The following is a 16,241-nucleotide window of genomic DNA, read 5'->3' on the forward strand; positions in this document are numbered from 1 at the left end:
TTCGGACATGTCTCTTCCTGCCAGGTTCACAACATACACAACGTTCACTTGACTCCGAACTTGGGACGATGCTCCCGATTTATTAAATTGTACTCAATTTGTTTAAATCGCAGTCCTGTTAAGGGTTCGGAAAGAGTTTGATAGAAAATTAAAAAGACCAACACTCGGTTGGTCTTAAATCAGACTCGGATCATTCTTGAACAAAAAAGGTTTTCTCTTTTCAATAAATTGGATAATCAGTAAGCATAAGACTCCCATAAGTGCGTTATACCAAATACAATCTACTGAATAAGCGTTGCTTTTTATTTTGAAAAGCCAAACAAAAATTGCTGAAATAGAGGTGCCAAAGAAAAACTGACTAAGGAGCTCTAATCCCTTAACACGCTTTACTAATAGAGAGACAAGTATTGTTATGACAAATAACAATACTGTGAAATAAAACCAATGTTCATGACTGTCGTTGCGAAAATGGAAAAGTTCACAGAAGAAATTTTGCACAGCTATTAAGTTTTATAGTGTTAAAGAACTGATATTATAATAGCATAAAATATTACAATAGTCAACTATGTTCCGAACGTGGATGTTCGGAAGGGTCTATCAAGAAAAGTTAATCACTCTATAAAAAGTATTTATAGGTAAGGAGGATGATTCCGATAAGAGAAAGAGATACAGAAAGGACTTTTGCACTTTTATCTGGTAGCTTATTAAGTATTTTTTTTCCATAGTGTTGAGCTAATAGTAGGAAGGGGATAACGGTAACTACAAGGATAAGGTCTCTTGCATTAAGATGGTTATGAAATAGAATAATAATTCCAGTTACAAAAAACACTGAAAGTCCAAGAGTTGAGCCAATTGCTCGCACAGAGACTTCAGAAACTACTGTTCGCAAGTAATTGTTTCTAATATCTGCCCCAGGTAAACCTCCCCCTTGTAGAAAACCAGAAAATAGTGCAACCATACTAAGCTTTGCTCTGTGCACAGACTCAATTGGTGTTTGGTCTGTTGAAACGTGTCGAAGTGTCTTGTAGATAAAATATATTGATGCAATTACAACGACTGCAGCTAAAAGTTTTGCACTCATATATGAAATAAGGGTACCACCTAAGATTGCTCCAATGATTGAGAAGGGCATAAGAGCTTTTACAATATCCAGATTCCTCTTTTCAGTAAATGCTTCTTTTCTAAATAAATAGACTCGATGTATACCACTAAAGAAAAAAATAAATGCACCAATCCCTATTGCTCTTTGGGGGTCTGTAAAGAACGCAGTTACAGGATTGATAATCATTGATCCAGAAGTTTGAACAACGATGTTTATAAATGTTGTAGCAATAAGCCAAATATATACAAAAAGATACTCAGAAAGAAAATCTGTTAGTATAGTCATCGGATCACTGTAACATAGTTTTCTGAGAGTGACCATGCAGCTCTAAAACCTTCACAACATACACAACGTTCACTTGCTCCGAACGTGGATGCTCGGAAGAGTATTAGTCAAATAAAATAATAGATTTCGTATGATTATTAAATGATTCAAAAACAAAAAAGATACCTGCTCCTACAGATATCTTTTACATACAAAGTCAGAAGATTTTAAACTCCAAGTAATTTTTTAGACTTCAAAATTCCTTCAGGGTCAAAGGGGGTGTTTAGTTGTCGAACAATCCTTGCTCTTGAAACTTCAAGCTCCACTTCCTTCTCAACTGAATGATTAAGGATTTCACTTTTTAAATCTGGCACATCGTTCTGCATTTCTATTACTGAAGTAAGTAATTCAAGAAATGTATCCTTGTCGATTGAATGATTTCCAAACTTCCCACAAATAAACCTAATCGCCCCTAATCGACTTTCGTAAAAATTAGATTGAATATTGTTGATAATTATAGCAACCAACAAGCCATTTTCCGAAATTAAAACGTTTTTCATATATATGGGTTTATGTGAAAGTTTGACTTAACAATTTAAACCAATACTACGATATTATTCTATTTAGTCAATGGTGCTCCGAACTTGCCTGCCCGACCTCTGGCGGGGGATGATGCTCCCGATTTATTAGATTGTACTCAATTTGTTTAAATCGCAGTTGATTCAACAGGATCATACTAGGTACACGGAAGGGTTCGGAAAATTTTAAATTAACTATTCGCTAGAAACCAAGTTATCTCTTCACTGACACTGGCAAACAAATCATCAAGTTCTTTACTTACACCTCTACACGCATTCGCAACTTTTTTTACACCTTCAAATCTTTCCAGCCTTTCCTCCTTACTCATTAGTGTATTCTTGGCATCTAATTCACCTCCAGAAATTTGATCCGCAATCTTTATCCGTCGTACCGACTCACTTTCTTTAGAAATTTTTTCTGCCTGTATTGCTTTTCTTTCACCCACAGGAAGATTTTTCCATTCAGGAGAATCAGTTAAACCATTCACCATGGTTGCAATATGTTTACCAAATTCTCTCTCGATATCTTCTATCGTTACACCAGTATCTTCCACAGTGTCATGCAGCCAGGCTGCAGCAATCTCTTCTTCACTGCCTCCTGATAACTGTACTAGACTAGCAACTCTTTGAAGATGAAAATAATATGGTGTTTTGAATGCATCACTTTCGGTGTGATTTTTGTGAGCTTCTTTGGCAAACTGCTTTGCTTTTTCGATAAGTGTAGTCATTAGTAGATTATAGAAAGTTAATTTCGATAGATCTCAATTCGTATTCCATCTGGGTCATCAAGCCAGATGTATTCATTACCAAATTTGCCTAGTTTTATTTCACTGTGTTCTATATCAACTTCAGAAAGAAGTTTTTGAAATTGTTTTAGTTCATCTATTGTTTTTACACCAAAGCCAATATGGTTCATGCCAATACTATCCTTATCGTACTCTCTATCCGAAACATCTTTTGGACTTAGCTTGAAAAACAATCTGGTCTCTCCAACCTTATACACGACCATGTGTTCATCATGAATAATCGGTTTAGGCAGGAATTTTGAGTAAAACTCTGCAGTCCTACTTATATCTCTAACTATTAAAGACATGTGATCAATAAATGCTGGTTGCATGGTTGGATTATAGCAGATTGAGAAAGCTTATCTCCTGCAAACCTTCACAACATACACAACGTTCACAGGCTGCGAACTTGCCTGCCCGTCCTCTGGCGGGGGATGATGTTCGGAAGAATTTATTGATATAGTTATATTGACAATTTAATTTAAAAATGTTACTATTTCACTAGTAAATAAGTTCATTAAATCACATAAACTAATAACATAATGAAAAAAGCTATTCAACCTCAAGGGTTTGGTGAAGGACTAACTGTCCCGATGCCTAAAATCTGGGTATCAGATGATGACATGATTGACCAAAAGGTTGGAATTCACATGTGTGAATTCCATGAAGATTGTGATCCTGCTCCAGGATGGAAGAGAAAAGATGTAAGTATGACTGGGAATTGTAACTGTCACCTTAAAGGAACAACAGTGACAATAACTGGTCTGAAAGCAACCAGTCGTGCCACCTTTTATCGTTCCACCTGTTACACGATTGCTGAAGATAAAAACCTTATTCATGAATCTGAATTTTCATCTGAAAAAGAAGACTCAGCAGGGGTTTCGGGCTATGTACTGGAAAATGAAAAGGGTCAGTTACTTACTGCTGCGTATACATATACCTCAGCTATTAAACAGCCTCTGTTTGGATATGTATTCAATACTGGTCTTCTTAAGATCATGTTAAAAAACGGACTTGCAGTAGGTAATCCTATTAAGGCCTGGCCTGTAAAATGTAAAAACAATGAGGGTAGCAAAAGATCCTTAAATGGATCATCCCTCACATGGCAGGAATTAGCAAATGTTATTTTAGTGAAAAAGAAATAATAAAGAAAAGATTGTTTAAGCCAAACCGAAAGGGGAGGCTTTTTCTTTTCCCCCACACCTTCACAACATACACAACGTTCACTTGACTCCGAACTTGGGACGATGCTCCCGATTTATTAAATTGTACTCAATTTGTTTAAATCGCAGTCCTGTTAAGGGTTCGGAAATCCTTGTTTGACACGGTATTGAGTGTATAGTAGGTTTAGTAAAATTATACTGACATGAAATACATCGATTTAACTCATACACTTTCATCACCTATCCCAAGCTGGGATGGAGATTGTTGCTTTACTGCTCCTATTGTTTACGATTATAAGGATTCAAAAGAACCCAATCTATTCCGTATCCATAGAATCGAGGCAAAAGCTGGTTGTGGTACGCATATGGACGCTCCTGCACACTGTATTCCTGGTGGGAAGACTATCGATACCCTCGATCTTGATACTCTCTTAGTTGATTGTATTGTTATCGACATCTCTGAATCTGCACATGAAAAGTATGTTGCTGGTTTAGATTGTATTGAAACTTTTGAGAGGGAACACGGCAAAGTGCCAGTAGGAAGCTTCGTGATTTTCTATACTGGTTGGGACAAGTATTGGGATGATAAAGAAAAATATCGCAACAATCTAAACTTCCCAAGTATTAGTGAAGATGTTGCCAAGTTTCTTATTGAGAGAAATGTTTCTGGTGTTGGTATTGATACCTTGTCACCAGATGCAGTCGGTAATGATTTTCCAGTACACCGCGTAATGCTTGGGGCAGGAAAGTACATTGTTGAAAATGTTGCAAATGCAGGGATGTTGCCTGCAACTGGTGCAAAAATTTCTGTCATGCCAATAAAGATAAAAGATGGCACAGAAGCACCAATACGACTTGTCGCTCAGATTCAGTAAGGCTTCTTTTAAAAGATCTCTCAAATGGGATCTTTTTCTTTTCCCCAGACCTTCACCACATGCACAACATTCACTAGCTCCGAACTTGGGATGTTTGGAGGGTGGAGCATAATATTGACAATAGTGCATATATAGTATATAATATATAAAAATTTAAGAGTATGAAAAAGCACTATTTCTTTGTCACAGCTGATTTCAAATTTAGGAAAAAATATGTTAACACACAATATGATTCCCATCCAACTGATGTGTGGAGGTTTGATCAGAAAGAGACCTACATGATTGAGCAAAAAAAAGATGAAACGGATGAAATTTTCTTCCCAGCTCTAAAAAAGTATATTACCGATGCTTTGGATGCATATGCGGATTCGTGGCTTGCTCAAAGTAATTCAAAAGTACCGCAAGATAGTGGGTGGCAATGGGCAAAAGACAGTGTTAGCTTGATAACCTTTTCAAAGTTAAACTAACATCTGAGTGTTGTGAGAAGTCTTGCATTATAGGCAAGGCTTTTTCTTTTCCCCAGACCTTCACAACGTTCACTTGGCTCGGGAGGTAGGGTGATCTTTCGTTACACGAACAGTAGACCTTTTTGAAATGTTCAGAATATATTCTTCACATTTAGCAAAAAGCTTTTCGATCCCTACACGAAAGCCAAGCAGTTGGCTTTCTCTCCCTCGCCACAAAAACTAAAAACCCCCGAAGGGGTCTAAAGTTTTTGGGCTCCGAACTTGGGATGATGTTCGAATGAATATAATGAGGAAATAAAAAAGCCCTTTATATCACTAAATGAGAAAGGGCTTTAATAAGTGAAAATCAAAGTTTATTTATTTCGTTTGCAATCTCTAAAAGTTTAGGATCGTTAGTTTTACAAAGAAAAAATAATTGCTCATAATTTTCTGGTGTAGTAGGATTCTGAGCTTTTAATTTTTCAAGGATTTTAGTTGTTAAATTAAACCACTCGGCCTCAAGTCTTTTTTCAAGAAGAGAGGCTTTTGCACCCCATCCCATTTTTGAAGAGTCTTCATAGACGTTTTTTATCAGTCTAACTTGATCTAGATCATCTTCTTTTTTGATATTTGCAAGAAGTTTATTAAACGCAATATACATTTGAAGACAGATGAGATCTTTTATTTCCTGAGAAGCTACACTAACCTTTTCGCCACTATAACCAAATGCATTTACACCATAATAAAGACTTATGTAATGTTTTAGTTCTCTGCATTTTGCTAGCACAGCTTTAGTTTCTTCAAGATCCCATTCCCAAATGTGGATACTATTAGCTTTGCTAACTAGATTTTCAATTGGAGAATCAAGAATGATTTCCATCTTTGTTGCACCTTGTCCCTGTGCTTTTTTAAAGAGTTGCATAATTTTGTGTTTATTTGATTGGTTTCCACAAAAGCCATTTATGCTCCTCTGAAAACCAATCAAATACTATGTGAAAGGGCCGTACTGCTTATACAATACTGTAATATCTTAATTTGTCAAATTTTGCTCCGAACTTGCTTGCCCGACCTCTGGCGGGGGATGATGTTCGGAAGAGTTTAAAAAAATGTTAATGTATACTCATGAACTCTAACCTCGCCCCAGAAATATTTCGCAAACGCCTTATTATTGAAGGGAAATACACGGTTGAAATAAAAGAGGAGCAATTTGTCACTGATTTCCTCTCTGATCTCTCTAGAGAGCTTGGAATGACAATTATTGCTGGCCCATTTATTTCGAGTGCCACAGGTAAGTCGGTACCCCTTCATGATGGTTATGAAGGTTCACTTGTGTGGGCAGAATCAGGAGCAAACACATATATTTGGACACGTTCGAAATTCTGCACCGTTGATATTTATTCATGCAAGGAATTTGATTCAGAAAAAGCAATCAGTTTTATAAAAGAACGATTTGGCATTATAGAATTTTCATATTTTGAATTACCAGACCCTATGGCTTCAAAGCAAGATTCTCGAATCGTATTACGACAAAGTGAAAATAAGGGGAACGGTGTTTTTGCCAATAAGGCAATACCTCAAGGAACAGTCGTTTCTTATGTGGATGGACAGATTCACTACGCTCAAAAAGAATCTGAAGTATATGTGCATGCTTCAAATCACGCAGTTCCTTTTCATAAATATTTTTATAGAAATGGCTTCAACACAGACGCAGTCAAATTAAATCACTCGTGTGAACCAAATTGCTATGTAAAAGATTTATTTTTCGTGACAACCATGCGAGATATACAAGCTGGGGAAGAACTTACATACTGTTATGGGCTTTTCTGTAACTCTGATTGGGAAAATCCCGAAGGTGTGTGTCATTGTGGTTCTAAAGAATGTCTTGGAAAAATTCTGCCATGGAGAGAGCTCCCTCAAGACTTTAAGATTAAATACTTTGACTACACCGCTGATTGGATTTTGTTTGATGAAATAAAGAATAAAGGACTTCTTGAAGAACTAAAGAAAAGCATTTAGGTTAGAATTTCTAAAAAGGTAACAAAAAATCACCTTGTTTTGAAAGGTGATTTTTCTGGCTCGGGAGGTAGGGTGATCTTTCGTTACACGAACAGTAGACCTTTTTGAAATGTTCAGAATATATTCTTCACATTTAGCAAAAAGCTTTTCGATCCCTACACGAAAGCCAAGCAGTTGGCTTTCTCTCCCTCGCCACAAAAACTAAAAACCCCCGAAGGGGTCTAAAGTTTTTGGGCTCGGGAGGTAGGGATCGAACCTACGACCAACCGCTTAACAGGCGGTCGCTCTACCGCTGAGCTACTCCCGAATCTATTTAAAGAAGGCTGTTTCGGCATCCTCTGCCTTCTCTACTCTTTAACCACTGAATAATTTTCTAACATTCTCATATAAGAATGTGCAATTATCCTAGCAAAATTAGGCATAAAAAGCAAAAACAGGCATATATGCCTGTTTACTGTTAATTTCCTCATTGATAGTAGTCCTGCCCATTTATCCTGTAGCCATATTGTGTTACAACCTGACCAGTACTTAAAGTCACCGATCTTGAAATTGGTACTGCTTCTACGGCGTTCTCAGTCTTCTTAGTTTGTTGAGAAATATCTGATATGACTAGGTAGACTATTCCCACCGTCTGTAGTACATCATTTACAGTTCTCATTATTCGAATACCTTGCCCTCTGTCTGAATAGAAATAGCCAGTAGGGGTCATGTACCTCCTGTCGTTTCCATAGATCGATTGATTAGGAGTCCAATTCGGGTACTGATTTCTGTGTACTGTTTGTCCACTATTGGTATTCCAACAGTTTCCATACATTTGTGAATTGGCAGGGTAATTCAATGGAGTATAGTTTGGAGGCGTCATGTTGTACTGTGCATTGACAGCATGTGCCATAAAGCTCAGTAAGGCTGTAATTACAATGAACGTTTTCATAGTAGATGATTTTCTTCATTGAACCACTTTTGTGCATATACTGCAATGGGTGGAGGTTAATAATCCAATTCCTCAACATTCGTATATTTGCTATACTTATAGTAAGCATTATCACTAACTATTTACGCTTATGCTTACAGTCAATATAAAAGCAACGAATATCGAACTAACAGATGCCATCAAAGACTACGCTGAAAGAAAATTAAATAGTCTCGATAAATTCATGCATTCAGAGGCTGAAAATATGCATGTAGAAATCGGTAAAATTAGCAATCATCATAAACAAGGGGAAGTATACAAAGCAGAAGTGAACTTAAGTATTGGCGGCAAGAAATTTTATGCTATAGCTGAGAAAGAGGATCTCTATGCAGCGATCGATGAAGTGAGAGAAGACATTGTTCGACAGCTGACTGAGAACAAAGAGCGAAGTGTGACGTTGTTCCGCCGAGGAGCAAGAAGTGTCAAGAAAATGATGAAGGGCATTTCAAAGAGAAATCCATTTACGTCGAAGTATTAACTAGTAAATAGAAAATAGTTAATAGAAAGCATGGAGACTCAAATTGAATTTAGAAAGGCAACGATTGCTGATGTGGAACGCTATATAGAGATAGAAAAAACAGCAATTGGTAAGAAAATATATTTAATCACCACTGATCCCGAGGAAGTGCGAGATGTAATAGAAACAAATGAAATTTTCTTTATATATGTAGATAATCTACTTGCTGGACGTGTTGCATACGAAATAAAAAATAAAAATGAAGTGTATCTGAGTGATTTAATTATACTACCTGAATTTCAAGGCCTGGGCATTGCTCGGAAAGCAGCTCTATTTCAATTGGATCAAACAAAAGAATATAACTACGTTTGGTTTGTGACACATCCGCATAATAATAAAATTCTCACTCTCTATTTATCTCTTGGATTCACTATCGAGTCTTGGAAAGATAATTATTTTGGTGACGGGGAACCAAGGTTGGTACTTGCTCGTACGAAATCTTCATAACGAACTTCCTTTTTGCCTTCGGGAATTACTTTCTGTATTTTAAACATACCATCTTCGTACATCGCATCAGTGATTTTTACGCGCTTATTATTTTTATCCATAAAATAAATTCCTGGCCAGCCATAATACGCACGATATTTTCTCCACAGGACACTTGGGAGCTCAACTCCCAAGTCTACGAGGCCATCTTCCTTTTTGATTTTCTTAGTGAAGGTTGCTTTGGTGTGATCCTGTTCTGTCAGAATAATTTTTCCGAGAATGTATTCTGGAATTATTTTACTTAACATTTCACCACCATGACAGAAAAGTTCATTACCAAGATCATTTGCCCGCTCATTACCAGTTAGTATTCGTTCGTCTTGGAACATTATTGGTCCATGGTCGACTTTTGCATCAAGTTTAATAATACTTACTCCTGTTTTTATATCACCAGCAAGTATTGGTCCAACGACTGGCGCAGTGCCACGGTAGAGTGGCAAGAGCGATGGATGAATGTTGAGTGTGCCAAATGTGGGCATAGTGAGTAATTTCTCTGGCAAAATTTTGCCATAGGCAGCGACGATGCCGAGCTCAAAGTTCAAAGTTGAAAGTTCGGCAAAAAATGCATCATCAATTTTTGCAGGTTCGAGGACTGGTATATGGTGAGCTAACCCCCAAACTTTTGTAGGTGATGGTGAGAGAACTTGGTGTCTGCCGACTGGTTTGTCAGGCGAGGTAACAATGGCGGTCGGTAGATATCCATGTTTGGATAATCCTTCAAGTGCACTCACAGCCAAGTCCGGTGTGCCAAAAAATACGAATGATGGTTTTTGATTCTGGCTTGCCATTAGAATTATTCAGTTTCCTCGTTATGTTTTGGAAGAATTTCTTCAATATTTTTTGCATGGTCAATGAAGAGTATGCCATCGAGGTGATCCATTTCATGTTGGAAAATTTGTGCCAAGAGTCCACCGCCACCACGAGTAAACTTCTTGCCATATCTATCGTAGGCCTCAATCGTGGCATTCTTGGCACGTTTGGTGTCACCATAGAGCCATCTGACTGATAGACAGCCCTCTGGAGCAGTAACTTTTTGCTTAGACATTTTGACAAATGTCGGATTGATACAGATAAGGTCATCGGGCCAGCCAGCCTTGGGTTCCTTGATAGGGCCTTTGGCTTTGAGAAAGTTTTTGTCAAAAATTTTACCAGAGACAATAAAGATACGCAGTGGTAATCCGATCTGCGGTGCAGCAATAGCGACACCATCATCTTCCGCGTGGAGTGCAGTTTGCATGTCGCGTATATAGCCTTCGAATTTTTTTGTGCCGATGTCAGAGAGGGATACTTCTTTAGCTTTTTTTCGAAGGATCGGATTGTCGGATTGGAGAATCGTAACCATAGTTTGTAGACTACTTCATTTCCTTGACGTATTCGAGTAGCTTGTCGAGTTTGATTGTTTCTTGGCTTCGGGTACGCATGTCACGGACGATGACGGATTTCTCAAGTGCTTCTTTTTGTCCGAAGATAAGTGCGTGCGGGATTTCTAATTTCTCAGCAATAGCGAGCTGCTGTGAAAGACTATCTTTCGAAAGTGATTGCGCGATCGGGATATGAGCTTTGCGGAGAATTTCAATGACGTTGAGACTTTGGAGTTTTGCATCAGTGCCGAGTTGGATGAAGTACATTTTAGGTTTCTTGATAATGCGTGGTGTGAGTTTCTTGTACCATGGAGAGCCGACAATGCGGTCAACGCCGATCGACATACCGACTGCAGGTACATCTTTCTTGCTGCCTAATTGTTTAGCGAGATAATCATAACGTCCACCACTTGCAATCGTAAGAGCATTGCCGTTCTCATCTGCTTCAGGTTGGATTATTTCAAATACAGTTCGTGTGTAGTAGGAAAGACCTCGAACGAGAAGTTTGTTAATCGTATATGGAATACCCATGCCTTCAAGGTATTCGAGTACTTCTTTGAAATGTTTCTTGCAGTCGTGACAGAGATAGGCTACAGCATCAGGAGCGTTTTGGTTGATTTCCTTAGTCTTTTCTTCTTTAGAATCTAAGATCCGTAGTGGATTGGTCTTGAGCCGTTCACGATCAACAGGCGGCAAATTAGCCATGTATTTTTTGTAGTAATTCGTAAGTTCACGGATATACGTGTTTCGGCATTCTTTATCCCCTATAGAATTAATATCGACAGAAAGATTTGTAGCCCCTGCTTCTTCGAGTATGGTCATCGTTGTCTTTATAGCGAGCGCATCCATGATAGCTTTGTCACTGCCTAGTATATCAGCGTCAAATTGCCAAAACTGTCGGTAGCGACCTTTCTGTGGGTTATCGTGACGAAAAACTGGACCGTATTGGTAGTACATGACAGGCTGTGGCATGTTTTGCATACCGTGTTCGATATAGACACGCATAAGAGATGCAGTATGTTCTGGTCGCATAGCGAGTTTGTCACCACCGCGTGTGCGGAGTGTGTACATTTCTTTGTCGATAATATCAGTGCCAACGCCGATCGTCGAAGTGAAGACTTCTTCGTTTTCAAGGATTGGTGTTTCTATTGGTTTGAAGCCATAGTAGATAGCGACTTCTTGTGCTTTTTCGAAAAATCCCTGGAAGAGGTAGTACTCTTCATCTTTGATATCACGCATGCCTTTGACGCTCATGGGCGCTTCTTTTTTAACTTTTTTTGCTTGTGGTGTAGACATAGAGATTACTGAATAGTATTAATAGCTGTCGTAGCTTCCTGGGAGCGCTGAAATTTCTTTGATGGGGAAGAGTCTGAGAAATGCTCTTCCAACGATGAGATCTTTTTTGACACTACCCCAAATACGTGAATCTGAACTTGCCGGTCGATTGTCGCCCATAACATAGTATTCATCTTGACCTAATATTTTTGTTTGTGCAATTTGATTGTGCATGTTGTTGACAACATATGGTTCGCTTAGAGTAAAGCCATCAGGGTGTTCACTATTTTTTATCACAATCGTAGTATCACCTTTGACCTCAACTGTTTCATTTGGAAGTCCTATTACTCGCTTGATGAAATATTTCGTCGTATCTTTTGGATAATGGAAAATAACGACGTCCCCTCGTGCAGGCTCGCCTAAATGGTACGAAAGTTCATCAACGATTAAATATTCGCCATCATGGAATGTTGGTACCATCGATGTACCCGAAACAATAAATGGTTGTGCCACCCATGTTCGGATCGGTATAACTATCAAAAGTGCAATGATACCAAAACGAACTACATCCCAAATACTTTCTTTTTTTGTTGGTTGAGGTATCGTCGTAGTCTCAGTACTGTTTTCATTTTGCATGCGATGATTGTACTACGAATATGTTGTTGACACAAAGGCTCGTTTGATGGTCTTTTTTAAAAACACGAATAATTTGCTGATGCAAATTTTCTTTGCTCGCGCCGTCGCGCTGCGCAGAGTCTTTAAAAAAGATCATCTGCACTCGCTTGCAATAAGAGTCGCGCTGCGCAGAGTCTTTAAAAAAGATCATCTGCACTCGCTGTGATGACAAAATTTCTGCGCAAGGTCTTTTAAAACACCATCTTCATTCGCATCCTACACTTTCTACTTTCCACTTTTTACTCTATACTAGCTCTATGTTTATTATCGTCGGACTTGGCAATCCAGGTGAAGAATATACGAAGACTCGTCATAATACTGGCAGGCAAGTATTAGAAATGATTGCCAAGAAATTGGCTTTTTCGCCATGGAAAGAAGATCTCAAGACAAAGTCCCTCATAGCAGAGGGGAAGATAGGTAAAACTAAGGTAGTCTTTGTGCTTCCGAACAATTTCATGAATAATTCTGGCAAGAGTGTTACGCCGTTTGTGAAAGTTAAAAAAGATCTTGAATCGCTTGTTGTGCTGTATGATGACCTGGATATTCCTATCGGCAGTATCAAAATTTCTCATAATCGAAGTGCTGGCGGGCATAATGGGCTTGGCTCTATTATCAAAGCGGTTAAATCAGAAGCATTCGCTCGTATACGTATCGGCATTACACCGACAACCCCTGGTGGAAAATTGAAGCGTCCCACTGGCGAGAAGCCGGTTATTGATTTCCTTATGAAAGATTTTCGTGAGCCAGAATATGCTGAACTAAAAAAAGTCGCGAAGAAAATTACCGAAGCACTCGACGTGATGCTTAATGAAGGTCGACCGAAAGCTATGAGTATGTTTAATAATTAAAATTATACCTAGTACAACTTATGTTCTTACCGCGGAACTCGCTCGACTAAAGTCGAGCTCAAACAGTCCTCAATAAGTACATTGACCTACTGGGTCGTTTCGGAAAAAATATTGCGTATAAAATTAACACCACTGATATTTAATTGTATGTCTCAAGAATCTCTCTATATATATGGCAAGCATCCAGTTGAAGAGCTGCTTACAAGTGATCCTAAACGTATCTCAAAGTTTTTTGTTAAAGAGGGAATTGATGCCCAATTTTTTAACATAGTAAAAGCTGCGTCAACCAAACATCGCATTCCGATCGCTCATGTAGATCAAAGGAAATTAGACGAACTTGCAGGAGATGGTATACATCAGGGTATTGTTGCACTTGTTACCGACGTGCCGTACCTTGAGCTTAAGGAATGGCTCAAAACAATAGATATCACTACGAATCCTTGCTGTGTACTTCTCGATGAAATTGAAGATCCGCATAATGTTGGTGCCATTGTGAGAAGTGTGGCTGCATTTGGGGCAAGTGGTATCATATTGGGCAAGCATAGACAGGCGCAGGTAACGGGTACTGTTGTCAAAGCTTCAGCTGGTACGATCGATAAGATTGCACTTATTCGTACAACAAATACGAATGATGCCATAGAAAAATTGAAAGAAAAAAAGTTCTGGATCGTTGGGCTTGCAGGTGAGGGCGCGACAACACTTAGAGACCTCGATATGCATATGCCTTTATGTTTCGTTATCGGTAGCGAAGAGCATGGTATTCGTGAAAAAACTCGCGAGCATTGTGATTTCTTGGCTTCTATCCCTATGCACAATAATGTTGAATCATTGAATGCATCTGTCTCAGCAGCAGTCGCGCTCTATGAATGGCAGCGGCAAGCAAAAAAATAAACTGTCCACAGTGTGGACAGTTTATTTTTTATTGTTTTTATTTCTTCTCCTCCAAATACGCTAGTGTCATGCGTTGATCTTTTGGTTCAAAGAGTGTGACTTGGAAATTGTAGGTCTTACCAAGTTCAAGTGTCTCGCGGAGCTTTGCTTCAGAACCAAAGAGCGAATTGTGGACAAGTCCAGCAACGCCTTCTTTGATTGAGACGAGCGCGCCATGGCGATTGAATTTAATAATGACACCTTTGATAATATCGCCTTTCTTCAATTTGCCTTCAAATTCTTTCCATGGATTTTCTTTAAGTGCTTTGATTGAGAGAGAGATTTTACCTTCTTTGATTTCGATTACTTTAGCTTTCACAGGATCACCTATCTTATACATACTGCGCAAGTCTTCGATAAGTCCCCAATCGATTTCAGAAATATGAACAAGTCCTTCAAGTCCTTCTTCGATCTTCAAAAAGACACCGAAATCAACAATGCCGGCCACCGTAGTGTCGAGCTCATCTCCGATATTGTATTTGCCAATAATTTCTTTGCGTTCCTCTGGATTGTTATCTTTTTCTGAGAAAATGAGTTTACCTTCTTTTGGTAGTGCTGAGATCATAATGACAGAGAGTTTCTTGCCAACGAGTTTCTTGAGTTCGCGAAGAATTTTCTCTTTATCACTGTCTTCAACACGAGGGTAGTGTTCAGGTTTAAGTTGTGAAGCAGGAAGGAAACCTTGGATGCCTTGCCATTCTAAGATAAGACCACCTTTGTTGGCTTCCTTGACCATAATTTCAAGCAATGATTTTTCGCTGATTGCACGTTCTGCGTCACTCCAGATAAGAGCTTGTTTTGCTTCTTTGAGGGACAGTTCAATATAGCCATTGTCATTTTCTGATTCGACAACTTTCGCTTTGATAGCGTCGCCGATATTGATTTTCTTGATGATATCGCGTGCATTGATAAACTCACGTCCATAAATAATACCCGTACCATACGGTGCGAGATCGATATAAACTGATGCTTTTTCAACAGCGATAACTGGTCCTTCGACAAGTGCGTCTACTTCAGGTCGAAGTGCTGCGCCATCGAGCAATGCTTTTGTTCCAGTTAATTTCTCCGGTACTTCTTTGTCTTTCTTTGTATCGTCTGATTTTACTTTCGGCATATAAATAAAAAATCCGCCGCAGCGGAAAAACTCCAACTTCGAGTATGGGTATTTTGGGTTGTTTCTCCCAAAAGGGTTATTCCACACTTCACGTAAAGCCTCTCGACTTCACGGCTGCTAATGTGGAGACTGTACCACAACACATGGAAATGCACAAGCAATTTTTATTTGAAATACAACGAATTTCTGGTACACTACAAAAGTGATTATTACCTATTACGGCAAACAATTTTTCAAAGTGCAGCAAGGAGATCTAACGATTGCGCTTAATCCTATAGCAAAAGAAAGTGACTACAAAGGCACTGCCGCTCGCTTTGGTGCTGATATTGTACTTTCAACACTCCATCATCCAGATTACAATGGTCTTGAGACAGTGACGTACGGTGAACGGGAGCCTTTTATCGTTGACGGTCCTGGAGACTTTGAGGTAAAGAATGTATTCATCAAAGGTGCCATGACCAAGACATTGTTAGACAAGAAAGAGTATATCAATACAGTCTACTCATTTATTGTTGATGGTATTACGGTTGTTTTTTTGGGTGGTATACAAGACTTAAGTCCAGAGGCTAAAGAACTCATTACAGATGCCGATATACTATTCGTTCCAGTCGGTGAGCCATTTGTGGCACCAGGGGCAGCGTATAAACTAGCTGTATCACTCGAATCAAGTATTGTTATCCCTATGGATTTTGGAAGCATGCAATCTGGTGAGCTTAAACAGTTCCTCAAAGAAGGCGGTGCAGAAAAAGTGACTGAAATTGATAAACTAACTATCAAGAAGAAAGATTTAGAAGGCAAAGTTGGAGAGATCGTATTACTATCATATGGAGCATAAT

The 16,241-nt window shown here is 38.8% G+C and carries 20 protein-coding genes and 1 tRNA gene; 9 read left to right on the plus strand and 12 right to left on the minus strand.

Annotation, left to right across the window (positions count from 1 at the left end; all coding sequences use genetic code 11):
- Nucleotides 1–616: 616 nt before the first annotated feature.
- The 4 genes from IPF86_02975 to IPF86_02990 all read right to left on the minus strand — a co-directional run bounded on the left by IPF86_02975 (nt 617) and on the right by IPF86_02990 (nt 3,061).
- Nucleotides 617–1,387 carry a sulfite exporter TauE/SafE family protein gene (locus IPF86_02975; protein QQR50023.1) on the minus strand — a complete coding sequence of 257 codons (771 nt, stop codon included), beginning with the start codon at nt 1,385–1,387 and terminating at the stop codon, nt 617–619.
- A 206-nt stretch (nt 1,388–1,593) separates the two neighbouring features.
- Nucleotides 1,594–1,926, minus strand: a complete 333-nt coding sequence (locus tag IPF86_02980) for a hypothetical protein (protein QQR50024.1) — start codon at nt 1,924–1,926, stop codon at nt 1,594–1,596.
- 209 nt (nt 1,927–2,135) lie between these two features.
- Nucleotides 2,136–2,672: a bifunctional (p)ppGpp synthetase/guanosine-3',5'-bis(diphosphate) 3'-pyrophosphohydrolase gene (locus IPF86_02985; protein QQR50025.1), complete on the minus strand. Its 537-nt coding sequence runs from the start codon at nt 2,670–2,672 to the stop codon at nt 2,136–2,138.
- A gap of 17 nt (nt 2,673–2,689) precedes the next feature.
- Nucleotides 2,690–3,061, minus strand: a complete 372-nt coding sequence (locus IPF86_02990; protein QQR50026.1) for a VOC family protein — start codon at nt 3,059–3,061, stop codon at nt 2,690–2,692.
- 210 nt (nt 3,062–3,271) lie between these two features.
- Between IPF86_02990 and IPF86_02995 the strand changes: the two genes are divergently transcribed.
- From IPF86_02995 to IPF86_03005, 3 genes are all read left to right on the plus strand, one after another.
- A complete protein-coding gene (locus IPF86_02995) occupies nt 3,272–3,874 on the plus strand; it encodes a hypothetical protein (protein QQR50027.1) in 603 nt (200 codons plus the stop codon).
- Nucleotides 3,875–4,095: 221 nt separating this feature from the next.
- Complete coding sequence (locus IPF86_03000) at nt 4,096–4,767, plus strand: cyclase family protein (protein QQR50028.1); 672 nt, start codon at nt 4,096–4,098, stop codon at nt 4,765–4,767.
- Between the two features lie 161 nt (nt 4,768–4,928).
- Complete coding sequence (locus IPF86_03005) at nt 4,929–5,234, plus strand: hypothetical protein (protein QQR50029.1); 306 nt, start codon at nt 4,929–4,931, stop codon at nt 5,232–5,234.
- Between the two features lie 346 nt (nt 5,235–5,580).
- Here IPF86_03005 and IPF86_03010 read toward each other — a convergent pair whose 3' ends face one another.
- Entirely contained in the window at nt 5,581–6,135 is a 555-nt protein-coding gene (locus tag IPF86_03010; protein ID QQR50030.1) for a hypothetical protein, read from the minus strand.
- Between the two features lie 200 nt (nt 6,136–6,335).
- Here IPF86_03010 and IPF86_03015 point away from each other — a divergent pair, with 200 nt between their 5' ends.
- The gene (locus tag IPF86_03015; GenBank protein QQR50031.1) at nt 6,336–7,229 is read left to right on the plus strand and encodes an SET domain-containing protein-lysine N-methyltransferase; all 894 of its coding nucleotides are present in this window, start codon (nt 6,336–6,338) and stop codon (nt 7,227–7,229) included.
- Between the two features lie 235 nt (nt 7,230–7,464).
- Here the strand turns inward: IPF86_03015 and IPF86_03020 are convergent.
- Nucleotides 7,465–7,536, minus strand: a tRNA-Asn gene (locus IPF86_03020).
- A 159-nt stretch (nt 7,537–7,695) separates the two neighbouring features.
- Nucleotides 7,696–8,160: a hypothetical protein gene (locus tag IPF86_03025; GenBank protein ID QQR50032.1), complete on the minus strand. Its 465-nt coding sequence runs from the start codon at nt 8,158–8,160 to the stop codon at nt 7,696–7,698.
- Nucleotides 8,161–8,290: 130 nt separating this feature from the next.
- Between IPF86_03025 and raiA the strand changes: the two genes are divergently transcribed.
- Entirely contained in the window at nt 8,291–8,677 is a 387-nt protein-coding gene (gene raiA / locus IPF86_03030) for a ribosome-associated translation inhibitor RaiA (protein ID QQR50033.1), read from the plus strand.
- Between the two features lie 30 nt (nt 8,678–8,707).
- On the plus strand, nt 8,708–9,163 hold the full coding sequence (locus tag IPF86_03035) for a GNAT family N-acetyltransferase (GenBank protein ID QQR50034.1): 456 nt from the start codon (nt 8,708–8,710) through the stop codon (nt 9,161–9,163).
- Here IPF86_03035 and IPF86_03040 read toward each other — a convergent pair.
- The 4 genes from IPF86_03040 to lepB are packed head-to-tail and all read right to left on the minus strand — an operon-like array spanning nt 9,109 to nt 12,474.
- Nucleotides 9,109–9,990 carry a methionyl-tRNA formyltransferase gene (locus IPF86_03040; protein QQR50035.1) on the minus strand — a complete coding sequence of 294 codons (882 nt, stop codon included), beginning with the start codon at nt 9,988–9,990 and terminating at the stop codon, nt 9,109–9,111. The two genes, IPF86_03035 and IPF86_03040, sit on opposite strands and share 55 nt — an antisense overlap.
- A 5-nt stretch (nt 9,991–9,995) precedes the next feature.
- Entirely contained in the window at nt 9,996–10,544 is a 549-nt protein-coding gene (def, locus tag IPF86_03045; GenBank protein ID QQR50036.1) for a peptide deformylase, read from the minus strand.
- A 10-nt stretch (nt 10,545–10,554) separates the two neighbouring features.
- The gene (locus tag IPF86_03050) at nt 10,555–11,859 is read right to left on the minus strand and encodes a histidine--tRNA ligase (GenBank protein ID QQR50037.1); all 1,305 of its coding nucleotides are present in this window, start codon (nt 11,857–11,859) and stop codon (nt 10,555–10,557) included.
- 18 nt (nt 11,860–11,877) lie between these two features.
- Complete coding sequence (gene lepB, locus IPF86_03055) at nt 11,878–12,474, minus strand: signal peptidase I (protein ID QQR50038.1); 597 nt, start codon at nt 12,472–12,474, stop codon at nt 11,878–11,880.
- A 296-nt stretch (nt 12,475–12,770) separates the two neighbouring features.
- Between lepB and IPF86_03060 the strand changes: the two genes are divergently transcribed.
- Complete coding sequence (locus IPF86_03060; GenBank protein QQR50039.1) at nt 12,771–13,361, plus strand: aminoacyl-tRNA hydrolase; 591 nt, start codon at nt 12,771–12,773, stop codon at nt 13,359–13,361.
- A gap of 147 nt (nt 13,362–13,508) precedes the next feature.
- Nucleotides 13,509–14,252: a 23S rRNA (guanosine(2251)-2'-O)-methyltransferase RlmB gene (gene rlmB, locus IPF86_03065; protein ID QQR50040.1), complete on the plus strand. Its 744-nt coding sequence runs from the start codon at nt 13,509–13,511 to the stop codon at nt 14,250–14,252.
- A 37-nt stretch (nt 14,253–14,289) separates the two neighbouring features.
- On the opposite strand, the gene IPF86_03070 is transcribed toward rlmB, so the two are convergent.
- Complete coding sequence (locus tag IPF86_03070) at nt 14,290–15,405, minus strand: 30S ribosomal protein S1 (GenBank protein ID QQR50041.1); 1,116 nt, start codon at nt 15,403–15,405, stop codon at nt 14,290–14,292.
- Between the two features lie 202 nt (nt 15,406–15,607).
- Between IPF86_03070 and IPF86_03075 the strand changes: the two genes are divergently transcribed.
- The gene (locus tag IPF86_03075) at nt 15,608–16,240 is read left to right on the plus strand and encodes an MBL fold metallo-hydrolase (GenBank protein ID QQR50042.1); all 633 of its coding nucleotides are present in this window, start codon (nt 15,608–15,610) and stop codon (nt 16,238–16,240) included.
- Nucleotide 16,241: the final 1 nt, after the last annotated feature.

Source organism: Candidatus Nomurabacteria bacterium, assembly GCA_016699085.1.
Taxonomy (GTDB): domain Bacteria; phylum Patescibacteriota; class Minisyncoccia; order Phycocordibacterales; family UBA9973; genus CAZLWF01.

Coding starts and splice junctions, on each gene's coding strand:
- IPF86_02985 (QQR50025.1), bottom strand. CDS start 2,672: ATGACTACACTTATCGAAAAAGCAAAGCAGTTTGCCAAAGAAGCTCAC.
- IPF86_02995 (QQR50027.1), top strand. CDS start 3,272: ATGAAAAAAGCTATTCAACCTCAAGGGTTTGGTGAAGGACTAACTGTC.
- IPF86_03070 (QQR50041.1), bottom strand. CDS start 15,405: ATGCCGAAAGTAAAATCAGACGATACAAAGAAAGACAAAGAAGTACCG.
- IPF86_02990 (QQR50026.1), bottom strand. CDS start 3,061: ATGCAACCAGCATTTATTGATCACATGTCTTTAATAGTTAGAGATATA.
- raiA (QQR50033.1), top strand. CDS start 8,291: ATGCTTACAGTCAATATAAAAGCAACGAATATCGAACTAACAGATGCC.
- IPF86_02975 (QQR50023.1), bottom strand. CDS start 1,387: ATGACTATACTAACAGATTTTCTTTCTGAGTATCTTTTTGTATATATT.
- lepB (QQR50038.1), bottom strand. CDS start 12,474: ATGCAAAATGAAAACAGTACTGAGACTACGACGATACCTCAACCAACA.
- IPF86_03060 (QQR50039.1), top strand. CDS start 12,771: ATGTTTATTATCGTCGGACTTGGCAATCCAGGTGAAGAATATACGAAG.
- IPF86_03010 (QQR50030.1), bottom strand. CDS start 6,135: ATGCAACTCTTTAAAAAAGCACAGGGACAAGGTGCAACAAAGATGGAA.
- IPF86_03035 (QQR50034.1), top strand. CDS start 8,708: ATGGAGACTCAAATTGAATTTAGAAAGGCAACGATTGCTGATGTGGAA.
- IPF86_03050 (QQR50037.1), bottom strand. CDS start 11,859: ATGTCTACACCACAAGCAAAAAAAGTTAAAAAAGAAGCGCCCATGAGC.
- IPF86_03025 (QQR50032.1), bottom strand. CDS start 8,160: ATGAAAACGTTCATTGTAATTACAGCCTTACTGAGCTTTATGGCACAT.
- IPF86_03005 (QQR50029.1), top strand. CDS start 4,929: ATGAAAAAGCACTATTTCTTTGTCACAGCTGATTTCAAATTTAGGAAA.
- def (QQR50036.1), bottom strand. CDS start 10,544: ATGGTTACGATTCTCCAATCCGACAATCCGATCCTTCGAAAAAAAGCT.
- rlmB (QQR50040.1), top strand. CDS start 13,509: ATGTCTCAAGAATCTCTCTATATATATGGCAAGCATCCAGTTGAAGAG.
- IPF86_03015 (QQR50031.1), top strand. CDS start 6,336: ATGAACTCTAACCTCGCCCCAGAAATATTTCGCAAACGCCTTATTATT.
- IPF86_03040 (QQR50035.1), bottom strand. CDS start 9,990: ATGGCAAGCCAGAATCAAAAACCATCATTCGTATTTTTTGGCACACCG.
- IPF86_03000 (QQR50028.1), top strand. CDS start 4,096: ATGAAATACATCGATTTAACTCATACACTTTCATCACCTATCCCAAGC.
- IPF86_02980 (QQR50024.1), bottom strand. CDS start 1,926: ATGAAAAACGTTTTAATTTCGGAAAATGGCTTGTTGGTTGCTATAATT.